Raw genomic sequence first — 12,363 nt, forward strand, 5'->3', positions numbered from 1 at the left:
CCACTACTTTCGTGGCCGCCGGCTCGGGTGGTTGGCTGTTGCGCCACCGCCTGAGCCGGCAACTCCGTCGAATGCCGATTACTCGACGGTCGGCGGGTTTTCGAACGTGTGGAACGGAGCCGGGCTCGGCACGGTCCACTCGAGGCCCGTTGCGCCGTCCCACGGCTTGTCGCCTGCTTTCTCGTGCTCGCCACCGCCACGGTAAGCCGGCAGCGCGACTGCGAACAGGAAGTACACCTGCGCCAGACCGAAGCCGAATGCGCCGATCGAGATGACCTGGTTCCAGTCGGTGAACTGTGCCGGGTAGTCAGCATAGCGACGCGGCATACCTGCGAGACCGACAAAGTGCATCGGCAGGAACGCGAGGTTGAAGAAGAACATCGACGCCCAGAAGTGGATCTTGCCGCGCGTTTCGTTGTACATCCAGCCGGTCCACTTCGGCGACCAGTAGTACCACCCGGAGAACAACGCGAAGAGAGAACCCGCCACTAGAACGTAGTGGAAGTGGGCCACCACGAAATAAGTACCGTGATACTGGATATCCAGCGGCGCCATGGCGAGCATCAGGCCCGACAGACCGCCGAACGTGAACACCAGCAGGAAGCCGACCGCGAACAGCATAGGCGTTTCGAACGACAGCGAACCGCGCCACATCGTCGCGACCCAGTTGAACACCTTCACACCCGTCGGCACGGCGATCAGCATCGTCGCGTACATGAAGAACAGCTGACCCGTCACCGGCATGCCGGTTGCGAACATGTGGTGCGCCCAGACCATGAACGACAGAATCGCGATCGACGAGGTTGCGTACACCATCGAGCTATAGCCGAACAGCGGCTTGCGCGAGAACGCCGGGATCACCTGCGACACGATCCCGAACGCCGGCAAGATCATGATGTACACCTCGGGGTGTCCGAAGAACCAGAAAATATGCTGGTACATCACCGGGTCGCCGCCGCCAGCCGCATTGAAGAACGACGTGCCGAAGTGGCGATCGAACAGCACCATGGTGATCGCGCCCGCCAGAACCGGCATCACGGCGATCAGCAGGTACGCGGTGATCAGCCAGGTCCAGACGAACATCGGCATCTTCATCAGCGTGAGGCCGGGTGCGCGCATGTTCAGGATCGTCACAACGATGTTGATCCCGCCCATGATCGACGAAGCACCCATCAAGTGGACCGCGAAAATCGCGAAGTCCATGCCCGGGCCCATCTGCGTCGACAACGGCGCGTACAGCGTCCAGCCCGCGGCGGTCGCGCCGCCCGGTGCAAAGAACGAACCGACCAGCAACACCGCGGCCACCGGCAGCAGCCAGAAGCTGAAGTTGTTCATCCGCGCGAAAGCCATGTCCGATGCGCCGATCTGCAGCGGCACCATCCAGTTCGCGAAGCCGACGAAGGCCGGCATGATCGCGCCGAACACCATGATCAGGCCGTGCATGGTGGTCAACTGGTTGAAGAACTCGGGGCGCATGATCTGCAGACCCGGCTCGAACAGTTCGGCACGGATCATCAGCGCCATCACGCCCCCGGAGAGGAACATGGTGAACGAGAAGATCAGGTACAGCGTACCGATGTCCTTGTGATTGGTTGCGAACAGCCAACGACGCCAGCCATGCGGCGTTTCGTGGGCATGGTCGCCGTGCACGTGCTCGTGGCCCGCGGTTACATCGTGTCCGATGCTAGACATGACAATCTCCTAATGCGAATACTGCGGTGCTGACCATGAACACGTCAGGCAGCCGGGCTGATCTGGACACGCCGGGCTTCTTTCGCGTCGCCGCCGCCCGTGATCGTTTCCGGCTTCTTCAAAATAATGTGGTCTTCGGCAATGCCGGCTGCTTTCAGCGCGTCGCGCACAGCTTCGGCGCGGGTCTTCGCGAGTTTCGCGTTGACTTCGGCAGAACCGGTGGCGTCGGTGAAGCCCGACAGCGTGAACTTGGCGTCCGGGTGGGCTTTCGCGTAGGCCGCGGCCGCGTCGACCGCCGCTTTCGCGTCGGCCGGCAGCGTGCTCTTGCCGGTATCGAAGTAGATGCTTGCCGGGAATGCTGCTTGCGGCGCCGCGCTATCCGAACCGGCCGCAGCCGCTTCAGCGCCCGAGGCACCGGCTGCGCCCGAAGCCGCTTCCGCACCGCTAGCTGCTGCGCCTGCGCTGGCCAGATGGTCGCCGCCTTCCGGCAGCTTGCCGTTACGGGCATCCAGGATCTGCTTCGGCTGAAGAATGTCGCCGGTGTGGTTGCCCCACGAGTTACGTTCGTACGTGATGACCGAAGCGATTTCGACGTCGTTCAATGTCGGCGCCCACGAAGGCATTGCGTTCTTACCCTTCAGCACCAGGCTCACGTGTTCGGCGATCGGACCGTTGGCGATCTTGCTGCCGTCCAGCGCCGGGAATGCGCCTGCGCCCTTGCCGGTCGGCTGGTGGCAGACCGCGCAGTTCGCCGCGTACACCTTGCCGCCACGCTCCATCAGCTCGGCCATGGTGTAGGTCTTGTTCGGATCGTCCTGGCTAGCCGCCATTTTCTGCTTCTGCGTATCGACCCACTTCGCGTAGTCGTCCGCCGACAGCACTTCGACCACCACCGGCATGAACGCGTGTTCCTTGCCGCACAGTTCGGTACAGAAGCCGCGGAACGTGCCGGTCTTGTCAGCCTTGAACCACGTGTCGCGCACGAAACCCGGAATCGCATCCTGCTTCACGCCGAAAGCCGGCACGTACCAGGAGTGGACCACGTCGTTCGCGGTGGTGATGATGCGGATCTTCTTGTCGACCGGGACGACGAGCGGATTGTCGACTTCCTGCAGATACGTGGTGGAAATCGGCTGACGGCCATCGGTCTCCGCACGCGGCGTGGCCAGCGTGGACAGGAAGCTGATGCCCTCGCCCGGACCCTTCACGTAGTCGTAACCCCACTTCCACTGATAGCCGGTGACCTTGATGGTGACGTCGGCATTGGTGGTGTCCTTCATCGCGACGACGGTCTTGGTGGCGGGGAGCGCCATCAGCACGACGATGACGAACGGCACGATCGTCCAGATGATTTCGACGGTGGTGCTTTCGTGGAAATGGGAAGCTTTATGGCCTTTCGATTTGCGGTGCGCAAACATCGAATAGAACATCACTGCGAACACGCCGACGAAGATCACCGTACACAGGATCAGCATGAACGTGTGGAGGCTGTAGAGCTCCTCAGCGATTTTCGTCGCCGGCGGCTGGAGATTGATCTCGTTGACGGCAGGGCCGCCCGGAACATCGCCCACTGCCAGGGCCGCACCGGCGAAAAGCAGTCCGCTCATCGCCAGCACGCCCATGAGGGCTCGCTTGATTGTTTTCATAGCTTCCTTACCCAAAATTTCCATTCAAACCCTCGACCCCGCTGGCAGGCTCTCTCGCGCTCCCCGTGAACGCCGCGCGCCTCGACACGTCTAACACCGTGTGAGCCACATACGCAATTCGGCTGCGAACTGCGCGCGCCGATACTGCGCGAGATGTTGCCCGATCATGATCGTCTGTCCGCGCGAGACCAGTTTGATCTGGTCACGCGGCGTTGCACCCGGTTCGATCCGCACCCAGCGCGGATTGAATTCGAACTGCGTGAGCCGCTCGGCGCTGACCTGCTCGATCACGAGCCGGTTCTGAAACAGCCGAACGCGCTCGTAATCGACAGCATGACGCGCATATATGGCAAACGCGATGCCCACCGCCAGCAATTCGATACCGGTGAACGGCAACACCAGCCAGGCGCCGACCAGAACCAGCATGAAAGCAATTGCCAACGAGAACAACGCAAGCGACACGTAGAAACATACGAACTGCCGCGGCGATATCGAACAGTTGCGCTTCATCGTCCAGTCTTTGAGAACTGGTTCTGAATCCGCCAGCAGATCTGATGCTTCCATCGCTGCCTCCTGCCGACCGTCACCAATCGCCGCCTGCGGCCATTGCTCGTGACCGCTGAACGGCCACTCAGTCACCGCCCCGTCACTTCATGTTGCAGCCCGGTGCCTCGGGCCTGCCGCCCCAAATGTGGGAACTCCGGGCGACAAACTGACGCATTATAGGCGCGATCCATAGCATCCACAAGCAAGCCTCGATCGGCTCACAAGCCAGGTGCGACAAGCCTCCGCGCCGTTTTGACGCAGCTTTCACGCGTCTTTTGAAGCGGTAATTTCAGACATAACAGATGCCCTCTTTACCGCCTGATTGATTCCTCAACGCTTCCTCGACGAGCCCCGTCCAATATCCTCGATCCGCACGATCCCATGCCCTTCGGCCGTGGTGCGCGGCACGGCTTTCCAGGCGTGGCCATAGATCACTTCGAAGGTCAGCGCGATCGTGCCGTCGGCGCGCCGACGAGCCTCGATCGCCGCCAGCAAAGCCTTGTGCAGCCTACGCGCGGCAGCGTTCGACGTGGCCTCGCGCTCGAACGGATAAGCGCCCCAGCGGCGCACATCCGCGAGCAGCGATTCGGGCGACTTATACGTAATAGTGAGTGTTTCCTGGTCCATCACGGGAATCTCGAAACCGCTCTCGACCAGCATGTCCCCAAGGTCATGCATGTCGACAAAGTCGATCACATGCTTGCGCGAAGCCACGCCGTGCGCGGCCTCGACTTCGGCATAGGCGCCACGCAATTCCTTCAGCGAGTCGGGGCCGAGCGTACTGAACATCAGCAAGCCGTTTACTTTCAGCACGCGCTGCCATTCAGGAAACACGAGATCGGGCCGCGAGTGCCAGTGCAGGGCAAGATTGGACCAGATGAATTCGAAGGCACCGGCCGCGAACGGGAGCGCCGAGAAGTCGGCCTGCGCGAAACGCGGACCGCGGGCGCCGAGCGCCTTGCCGAGCGTGGCCGGCAGAAAGCGCCGCCAGCTCGTATCGCCGGAATCGTGACGCAGCGCGCGGCTGAGCATTCCGTGCGACAGATCGGTGCCGAACACCGGCGCCTCGGGGAAGCGTTCGCGCAATGCGGGGATGTCTTCGCCCGCGCCGCAACCGGCATCGAGCACGCTCGCCGGCGTGACCTTGATGTAGTCGAGGCGCTCACGCATACGCTGCGCGATTTCGCGCGGCAGGAACGCGACGGTGTCGAAAGTCGCAGCGCGGCGGTCGAAAATCCGCCTGAGGCGCCGGGAATCATAGGCCGGACGGCCAGTTTGAGACGAAGTTGGGGGCATGGGTGTCGTACTGGCGTAGAGCACGAAGTATACTCGCTCGCTTCCTCACCTTCAGCGTGAAAGGCCTTTGCGGACGGTCCAATCATGCCATTCCAAAAAAATTCTTCATCTTCGGGCGGCGCCACCGCACGTTTTGCACGTTTCATGCGCGACTTCCATTCGGCGTGGCCGCGTGTGATGCATGCCGTACTGCCGAATCTGTGCGCACTGTGCGGCAATTTGTCGCACAAGACGCTGTGTGCCGGTTGTGACGAAACTTATTGGAACGAAGACAGGTTGCGCTGCAGGGTCTGCGCAGTTCCTTTGCCCGGTGCGCGCCCGGCGGCCCATGCGCAATATCGCTGCGCGGATTGCATCGGCGAGCCGCCGCCGTTCGACGCGACTTTTGCTCTCGCCGATTACCGCCAGCCGCTCGACACCCTGGCGCTGGGCCTGAAATTCCGCGGCCGGCTGATGCTGGCGGGCGAGTTTGCACAACGCCTTGCGCGCCTGACGGGAGACTCATGGGTGAACGCCGCTGAAAAACCCGATGTGCTCGCGCCCGTGCCGCTGGCCAGCAAACGTCTTACTGAGCGCGGCTACAACCAGGCCTGGCAGATTGCCAGGCCTTTGGCCCGCGCACTGAATGTACGCAGCGACGCCACCTTGCTGCATCGCGTGATCCACACCGCGCCGCAATCGCGACTCGATCTGGACGCGCGCCGGTTGAACGTGGGTCGCGCATTCAAAGTCGCCAAACCGGTACAAGGTCTGCATGTCGGCGTCGTCGACGATGTCATGACGACCGGCGCGACACTCGAAGCGCTGGCGCGTACGCTTAAAGCTGCCGGTGCGCGGCGCGTCACCAACTTCGTCGCGCTGCGTACGCCGAAAAACTAGTCTCTATCTGAAACCATCATGTTCAATGTCGTTCTCGTCGAACCGGAAATCCCGCCGAACACCGGCAATGTCATCCGCCTGTGCGCCAACACCGGTGCGCGGCTGCATCTGATCGAACCGCTCGGCTTTCCTCTCGACGACGCCAAGTTGCGCCGCGCCGGTCTCGACTATCACGAGTATGCGCAGATGAACGTGCATACCGATTGGGCTGCGTTCGTCGCCAAAGAAACGCCCGATCCGGCGCGGATGTTCGCCTTCACCACCCGCGGCTCGGGCCGGTTCCACGAACATGCGTTTCAATCCGGCGACTGGTTCGTGTTCGGCGCCGAAACACGCGGCCTGCCCGACACGGTACTCGATCAATTCGCCGATTCACAACGCGTGCGTCTGCCGATGCGGCCAGGCAACCGCAGCCTGAATCTGTCGAATACGGTTGCGGTGGTCGTGTTCGAAGCGTGGCGTCAGACCGGCTTCGACGGCGGCGCCTGACGGCGTTCCAATTCGGCTTCGTAGCGCGAGAACATAGCGTCGTCGAAACAGGCGAACACCACTTGTTCGATGCCCGGCTTGCGCGGCAAGCTTTCGAGCACGGTGCCGACCGCAATTTGCGCGGCTTCGTTGGCGGGAAAATGGTAGATGCCACAACTAATTGCGGGAAAGGCAATGCTCCGGCAATGCGCCTGATGCGCCACTTCGAGCGAGCGCTGATAGCACGAGGCGAGCAGGTCCGCCTCGCCACGCATACCGCCCTGCCAGACCGGCCCGACAGCGTGAATCACGTACCTGGCCGGTAGCCGATAGCCACCGGTGATCTTGGCGTCGCCGGTTGCGCAACCGCCGAGCGCTGCGCACTCACGCAGCAATTCCTTGCCGGCCGCGCGATGAATCGCGCCGTCCACCCCGCCCCCGCCTAGCAACGAGGTATTCGCCGCATTGACGATCGCATCCACGGCGAGTGTCGTGATGTCGACCACGCGCGCTTCTAGCGTGCAATTGTTGAAACGGAGCATGAAAACCTCGCTGATCCGAAGCGTCGATAAAACGTGGACAGCGATAGCGGGCAGCCGTTCAGCGCTTTTGCGCGCCAAACGGCTGAAAGACACGACTCATTCTGCCTTCGAATCACGCCGCAGCAAGGCACTGACGGCGTCGCGAGGCGCTACGCCGTCGAACAACACGGCACAGACCGCCTGCGTGATCGGCATCTCGATCGCGTGAGCGCGAGCGATCGCCAGCACGGCTTGCGCACAACGCACGCCTTCGGCCACGTGACCGAGGCCGCCGAGAATATCGTCGAGCGTACGGCCCGCGGCGAGCTGCACGCCGACCGTGCGATTGCGTGAGAGATCACCGGTGGCGGTCAGGATCAGATCGCCCAACCCGGTCAAACCGGTGAACGTCTCCGCCCGTCCGCCGAGCGTCACGCCGAGGCGCGACATTTCGGCCAGGCCACGCGTAATCAATGCCGCACGTGCGTTCAGACCGAGGCCGAGGCCGTCGGCAATACCTGTGGCAATCGCCAGCACATTCTTCACCGCACCGCCCACTTCCACACCGACGATGTCGTCGCCGGTATAGATGCGCATGGCGCCATGATGGAACGCGGCCACCGTGCGCTCACGGCAAGTCAAAGACGTACTCGCGATCGTCAACGCGACCGGCAAGCCCTGCCCGACTTCGCGCGCGAAACTCGGGCCCGACAGCACGCCGTTACTGCCATGCCCCGGCAGTTCGGCCGCGACCACCTGGTGCGGCAGCAACTGCGAATCGGCTTCGAAACCCTTGCACAACCACACCACGTGCGCCGGCACTTTGCCCGCGTCGCGCATCGCCTGGAACAGACCCCGCAGACCGGCGACGGGCGTCGCCACGACACATAACGCGTCGTCGGCAAGCGCGTGATCGAGCGCTGCGTTCAGGTCGGCTTCATAACGAAGCGACGGCGGCAAAGCAACGCCCGCCAGATAGCGGGCGTTTTCGTGCGAAGCGGAGAGATCGGCAATGAGCGCGGGTTCACGCGCCCACAGCACCGTGTCGTGCCGCGCGGCCAGGTGGCCGGCGAGGGCTGTGCCCCATGCACCGGCGCCGAGGACGGCAACCTTCATAGCCGGCACCGAACGGACGCGTTAATGCGTGACGCCGTTTTGCGCCGCGCCTTCCTGGCCGCCCATTTGCGCGAGACGTTGCTCGTACAGTGCCTGGAAGTTGATTTCGGCCAGGTGGATCGGCGGGAAGCCTGCGCGGGTGATCGCGTCGGCGATGTTCGAGCGCAGGTACGGGAACAGGATCGTCGGGCAGGCAATGCCGACCAGCGGATCGATCTGCTCAGCCGGAATGTTGCGGATGTCGAAAATGCCGGCTTGTTTGGCTTCGATCAGGAACGCGACCTTGTCCGACACCTTGGCCGTAACCGTCCCGGTCACGAGGATTTCGAACACGGTGTCGGCGAGGCGCTCGGCCTTCACGTCGACTTCGACTTCCACCGACGGCATTTCCTGCTCGAGGAAGATGCCCGGCGAATTCGGCTGCTCGAGCGACATGTCCTTCAGGTAGATGCGCTGGATGTTGAAAAACGGCTGATTGTTCTCGTCGGACATGATTGAATGATTCCCTGATAGGTATGCATGGCGGCGGCCCATGATTTCACGGGCCGCCAGATCGTTGCGGCGCATCGCCTGCCCTCGAAGATGTTCTTGAAGGGCCGGCATGCACCGACTTGTATTTCACTGCCTGACTCACGCGCCGGCCGGCGTGCGTGCCAGGCAGAGCTTTGTTCAGGCAGCGTCGAGCAGCGGCATCAAACCGCCCGCGCGATCGAGCGCGGACAGGTCATCGTACCCGCCGACATGCGTCTCGCCGATGAACACCTGCGGCACCGTACGGCGACCCGTCCGGGTCATCATTTCTTCACGACGGGCCGGGTCTTTGTCGATCAGTACCTTTTCAACGTGCTCGACGCCGCGCGACTTTAAAAGACGTTCGGCCATCTGGCAATACGGGCACACCTGCGTGCTGTACATGATCACTTTGTTCACTTGGCTGCTCCTTGTTTCACAACCGGCATACCGGCCTTTTGCCAGGCGTCGACACCACCGTCGAGGACATGGACTTCGCCGTATCCCGCATCCTGCACGATACGCGCTGCCTTGTTCGACTGCTGGCCGGTCTGGCACACCAGCAACACCGGGTTGTTCTTGTTCTTCACGAGTTGCGCGACTTTCGCCTGCAATTCAGCAAATTCAAGGTTCCGCGCCGCGGGCAAATGGCCCTTGGCAAACTCGGCGGACGAACGCAGATCGATGACCGCCGCATTGCGCCGGTTGATCAGTTGGGTGGCTTCCGCGGCCGACAGGCCACCGCGGCCACGCCGGCTGATCGTCGGCCACAGCAGCAACCCACCGGAGATGAGGACGATTGCGATCAGTACAAGGTTTGTGTAATCAGTGAAAAACTTCACGGAAAATCCGCCGAAAAAGAGAGAAATCGAAAAGGGCAATCCACCCATTATAAAATAACCGTCTGACGCGATGGCGGCGCTCCTCTAGAGGACCCTCGCAGCGCTTTACCGCTTCCTTACTACCGACCGGCAATCTCATGTACAAACTCGTTCTCATCCGCCACGGCGAATCGACGTGGAACAAGGAAAACCGCTTCACGGGCTGGGTCGACGTCGACCTCACCGAACAGGGCAATCGTGAAGCGCAGCAAGCGGGCGTGCTGCTGAAGGAATCGGGCTATACGTTCGATATCGCCTACACGTCGGTGCTCAAGCGCGCGATCCGCACCCTGTGGCACGTGCAGGACCAGATGGATCTGATGTACCTGCCGGTGGTGCACTCGTGGCGCCTGAACGAACGGCACTACGGCGCGCTGTCGGGCCTGAACAAGGCGGAAACCGCCGCCAAATTCGGCGACGAACAGGTGCTGGTCTGGCGCCGCAGCTACGATACGCCGCCGCCGGCGCTCGATCCGTCGGACGAACGCGCGCCCTACAACGATCCGCGCTACGCCAAAGTGCCGCGCGAACAATTGCCGCTCACCGAGTGCCTGAAAGACACCGTCGCGCGCGTTCTGCCGTTGTGGAACGAGTCGATTGCGCCGGCCATCAAGTCGGGCCGCAAGGTCGTGATCGCCGCGCACGGCAACTCGATCCGCGCCATGGTGAAGTATCTGGACAACATTTCGGACGAGGACATCGTCGGCCTGAACATTCCGAACGGCGTGCCGCTCGTCTATGAACTCGACGAAAACCTGAAGCCGGTCAAGCACTACTATCTGGGCGACCAGGACGCAATCGCGAAGGCGCAAGCCGCTGTCGCCAAGCAAGGCAAGGCGGGCTAAGCGCTCCCACCCGGCCGCGGCCCTGCGTGAAAATGCAGCAGGTTGCGGCAAACGGGCCGTACCGGCCGGCAAGACATACCCGCCCGGCGCGGCCCGCATCCATCAAGCGCGCCATCTGGCTGCCATCTTACCGTTACCGCACATTACTTCACCATCGCAGCGCCGATCTCACGAACCAGGCCCGGCCCACGCTGTCGAATCACGATTGCCTGTGCTGCGCCCTGACTGGGCGGGTGTGCAGTTATACTTGTCCGTCCCCATCTCTATCGACGCTGCCACGCGCTTCCGACCGCAACAGACTCTATGCGAAAGAACCTGAAAAATATCGGCCTGATTGCCGCGGGCCTTGCTACCGGCGTATTCGCCACCCTGCAACTCTCCGCCTCGGCCCAGCAACCCGCCAGCGCCGCCTCGAGCGCCGTCGCACCGTTGCCGCTGGACCAACTCCGGCTCTTTGCCGAAGTCTTCGGGCAAATCAAGCATGAGTACGTCGAACCGGTCGACGACAAGAAGCTCCTCACCGCCGCGATCAAGGGCATGGTGTCGAGCCTCGACCCGCACTCGTCGTATCTCGACAAGACCGATTACGAAGAACTGCAGGAGCAGACCAAGGGTCGCTTCGCGGGTCTCGGCATCGAAATTTCGTCGGAAGACGGCCTGATCAAGGTGATCTCGCCGATTGAAGACACCCCCGCATTCCGCGCCGGCATCCGGCCGGGCGACCTGATCACCCGCATTAATGACAAGCCGGTGCGCGGCATGACGCTCGACCAGGCCGTCAAGCAGATGCGCGGCGATCCGGGCACCAAGGTCACGCTGACCATCTTCCGCAAGACCGACGACCGTACGTTCCCGCTCACGGTGACGCGCGCGATCATCAAGGTCCAGTCGGTGAAGATGAAGATCCTGGCGCCGGGCTACGCGTATGTCCGTATCACCAGCTTCCAGGAACGCACCACGCCTGATCTGGCCGCCAAACTGCAAGACATCGCGCGTCAACAGCCGAATCTGAAGGGTCTCGTGCTCGACCTGCGCAACAACGGCGGCGGTCTGCTGCAAAGTGCGGTCGGCGTCGCGGGCGCGTTCCTGCCGGCGAATTCGGTGGTGGTATCAACCAACGGCCAGATTCCGGATTCGAAGCAGGTCTATCGCGACACCTACGATAACTACCGCCTGCAATCGTTCGACAGCGATCCGCTGAAGGACGAAGCGCCGATCTTCAAGACGGTGCCGATGATCGTGCTGACCAACGCCTACTCGGCGTCGGCTTCGGAAATCGTCGCGGGCGCGCTGCAGGACCAGCATCGTGCGCTGATCGTCGGCAAGACCACCTTCGGCAAGGGCTCGGTGCAAACCGTCCGTCCGATGACGGCCGACACGGCGCTGCGCCTGACCACCGCTTACTACTACACGCCGAGCGGCCGTTCGATCCAGAACAAGGGCATCCGTCCTGACATCGCGGTCGATCAATACGCGGAAGGCGACCCGGACGACGCACTGGTGACCCGCGAAGTCGACTACTCGAACCACCTTGCGAACACGCAGGATCCGAACGAGAAGAAGGAAGCGGACCAGCGCGAACAGGAGCGTATGGACCAACTGCGCCAGCTTGAAGAGCAGAACGACAAGAAGACGCCGGAACAGCGTCAGAAGGATCGTGAGCGCAAGCCGGTCGAGTTCGGTTCGGCCGACGACTTCATGCTGCAACAGGCGCTGAACAAGCTGGAAGGCAAGCCGGTGCAGGAATCGAAGTCGCTGACCGAGCGGCGTCTGGCGCAGAACAAGCCGGCAGCATCGGCTTCCGCGCCAGTCGCGGTGAAGCCGACGCAACCGGTGCCGGGCACGTCGGCCCCGGCCTCGGCGCCTGCTACGCAAAGCAACTAAGCGGCAAACCCGCCGTGGGGGGGGGGGGGGGGGGGGGGGGGGGGGGGGGGGGGGGGGGGCGGGGGGGGGGGGGGGGGGG

The 12,363-nt window shown here is 62.6% G+C and carries 13 protein-coding genes; 4 read left to right on the forward strand and 9 right to left on the reverse strand.

Annotated features, from left to right (window positions below):
• Positions 1-78: 78 nt before the first annotated feature.
• The 4 genes from ctaD to PQQ95_RS04630 all read right to left on the reverse strand — a co-directional run bounded on the left by ctaD (position 79) and on the right by PQQ95_RS04630 (position 5,180).
• On the reverse strand, positions 79-1,692 hold the full coding sequence (gene ctaD, locus PQQ95_RS04615) for a cytochrome c oxidase subunit I (RefSeq protein WP_169485388.1): 1,614 nt from the start codon (positions 1,690-1,692) through the stop codon (positions 79-81).
• A 44-nt stretch (positions 1,693-1,736) separates the two neighbouring features.
• Positions 1,737-3,362: a cytochrome c oxidase subunit II gene (gene coxB, locus PQQ95_RS04620; protein ID WP_408435284.1), complete on the reverse strand. Its 1,626-nt coding sequence runs from the start codon at positions 3,360-3,362 to the stop codon at positions 1,737-1,739.
• A 66-nt stretch (positions 3,363-3,428) separates the two neighbouring features.
• Positions 3,429-3,902 carry a DUF2244 domain-containing protein gene (locus PQQ95_RS04625; RefSeq protein WP_408435286.1) on the reverse strand — a complete coding sequence of 158 codons (474 nt, stop codon included), beginning with the start codon at positions 3,900-3,902 and terminating at the stop codon, positions 3,429-3,431.
• A gap of 312 nt (positions 3,903-4,214) precedes the next feature.
• The gene (locus tag PQQ95_RS04630) at positions 4,215-5,180 is read right to left on the reverse strand and encodes a methyltransferase domain-containing protein (protein ID WP_408435288.1); all 966 of its coding nucleotides are present in this window, start codon (positions 5,178-5,180) and stop codon (positions 4,215-4,217) included.
• An 84-nt stretch (positions 5,181-5,264) separates the two neighbouring features.
• On the opposite strand from PQQ95_RS04630, the gene PQQ95_RS04635 reads away from it, so the two are divergent.
• Positions 5,265-6,059, forward strand: coding sequence for a ComF family protein (locus PQQ95_RS04635; RefSeq protein ID WP_408435290.1), 795 nt, complete (start codon positions 5,265-5,267; stop codon positions 6,057-6,059).
• Positions 6,060-6,077: 18 nt separating this feature from the next.
• Complete coding sequence (trmL, locus tag PQQ95_RS04640; RefSeq protein ID WP_408435292.1) at positions 6,078-6,548, forward strand: tRNA (uridine(34)/cytosine(34)/5-carboxymethylaminomethyluridine(34)-2'-O)-methyltransferase TrmL; 471 nt, start codon at positions 6,078-6,080, stop codon at positions 6,546-6,548.
• On the opposite strand, the gene PQQ95_RS04645 is transcribed toward trmL, so the two are convergent.
• From PQQ95_RS04645 to PQQ95_RS04665, 5 genes are all read right to left on the reverse strand, one after another.
• Complete coding sequence (locus PQQ95_RS04645; protein WP_408435294.1) at positions 6,521-7,069, reverse strand: O-acetyl-ADP-ribose deacetylase; 549 nt, start codon at positions 7,067-7,069, stop codon at positions 6,521-6,523. The genes trmL and PQQ95_RS04645 overlap by 28 nt on opposite strands.
• Before the next feature lie 96 nt (positions 7,070-7,165).
• On the reverse strand, positions 7,166-8,164 hold the full coding sequence (locus tag PQQ95_RS04650) for an NAD(P)H-dependent glycerol-3-phosphate dehydrogenase (protein WP_408435296.1): 999 nt from the start codon (positions 8,162-8,164) through the stop codon (positions 7,166-7,168).
• A 21-nt stretch (positions 8,165-8,185) separates the two neighbouring features.
• Complete coding sequence (secB, locus tag PQQ95_RS04655) at positions 8,186-8,656, reverse strand: protein-export chaperone SecB (protein ID WP_054035743.1); 471 nt, start codon at positions 8,654-8,656, stop codon at positions 8,186-8,188.
• Positions 8,657-8,833: 177 nt separating this feature from the next.
• The gene (gene grxC / locus PQQ95_RS04660; protein WP_169485380.1) at positions 8,834-9,094 is read right to left on the reverse strand and encodes a glutaredoxin 3; all 261 of its coding nucleotides are present in this window, start codon (positions 9,092-9,094) and stop codon (positions 8,834-8,836) included.
• Positions 9,091-9,516: a rhodanese-like domain-containing protein gene (locus tag PQQ95_RS04665; protein ID WP_028199034.1), complete on the reverse strand. Its 426-nt coding sequence runs from the start codon at positions 9,514-9,516 to the stop codon at positions 9,091-9,093. Before PQQ95_RS04665 ends, grxC begins: the two co-directional genes overlap by 4 nt.
• 137 nt (positions 9,517-9,653) lie before the next feature.
• On the opposite strand from PQQ95_RS04665, the gene gpmA reads away from it, so the two are divergent.
• Both gpmA and PQQ95_RS04675 read left to right on the forward strand, forming a co-directional pair.
• Positions 9,654-10,400 carry a 2,3-diphosphoglycerate-dependent phosphoglycerate mutase gene (gene gpmA, locus PQQ95_RS04670; RefSeq protein WP_408435299.1) on the forward strand — a complete coding sequence of 249 codons (747 nt, stop codon included), beginning with the start codon at positions 9,654-9,656 and terminating at the stop codon, positions 10,398-10,400.
• 303 nt (positions 10,401-10,703) lie between these two features.
• Entirely contained in the window at positions 10,704-12,284 is a 1,581-nt protein-coding gene (locus PQQ95_RS04675; protein WP_408435301.1) for a S41 family peptidase, read from the forward strand.
• Positions 12,285-12,363 lie beyond the last annotated feature (79 nt).

This window comes from Paraburkholderia caffeinilytica (genome assembly GCF_046030355.1).
In the GTDB taxonomy this organism is placed as follows: domain Bacteria; phylum Pseudomonadota; class Gammaproteobacteria; order Burkholderiales; family Burkholderiaceae; genus Paraburkholderia; species Paraburkholderia caffeinilytica_B.

Bases quoted from the DNA above. Each gene is read 5' to 3' on its own strand.
- ctaD (WP_169485388.1), bottom strand. From the start codon at position 1,692: ATGTCTAGCATCGGACACGATGTAACCGCGGGCCACGAGCACGTGCAC.
- coxB (WP_408435284.1), bottom strand. From the start codon at position 3,362: ATGGAAATTTTGGGTAAGGAAGCTATGAAAACAATCAAGCGAGCCCTC.
- PQQ95_RS04625 (WP_408435286.1), bottom strand. From the start codon at position 3,902: ATGGAAGCATCAGATCTGCTGGCGGATTCAGAACCAGTTCTCAAAGAC.
- PQQ95_RS04630 (WP_408435288.1), bottom strand. From the start codon at position 5,180: ATGCCCCCAACTTCGTCTCAAACTGGCCGTCCGGCCTATGATTCCCGG.
- PQQ95_RS04635 (WP_408435290.1), top strand. From the start codon at position 5,265: ATGCCATTCCAAAAAAATTCTTCATCTTCGGGCGGCGCCACCGCACGT.
- trmL (WP_408435292.1), top strand. From the start codon at position 6,078: ATGTTCAATGTCGTTCTCGTCGAACCGGAAATCCCGCCGAACACCGGC.
- PQQ95_RS04645 (WP_408435294.1), bottom strand. From the start codon at position 7,069: ATGCTCCGTTTCAACAATTGCACGCTAGAAGCGCGCGTGGTCGACATC.
- PQQ95_RS04650 (WP_408435296.1), bottom strand. From the start codon at position 8,164: ATGAAGGTTGCCGTCCTCGGCGCCGGTGCATGGGGCACAGCCCTCGCC.
- secB (WP_054035743.1), bottom strand. From the start codon at position 8,656: ATGTCCGACGAGAACAATCAGCCGTTTTTCAACATCCAGCGCATCTAC.
- gpmA (WP_408435299.1), top strand. From the start codon at position 9,654: ATGTACAAACTCGTTCTCATCCGCCACGGCGAATCGACGTGGAACAAG.
- PQQ95_RS04675 (WP_408435301.1), top strand. From the start codon at position 10,704: ATGCGAAAGAACCTGAAAAATATCGGCCTGATTGCCGCGGGCCTTGCT.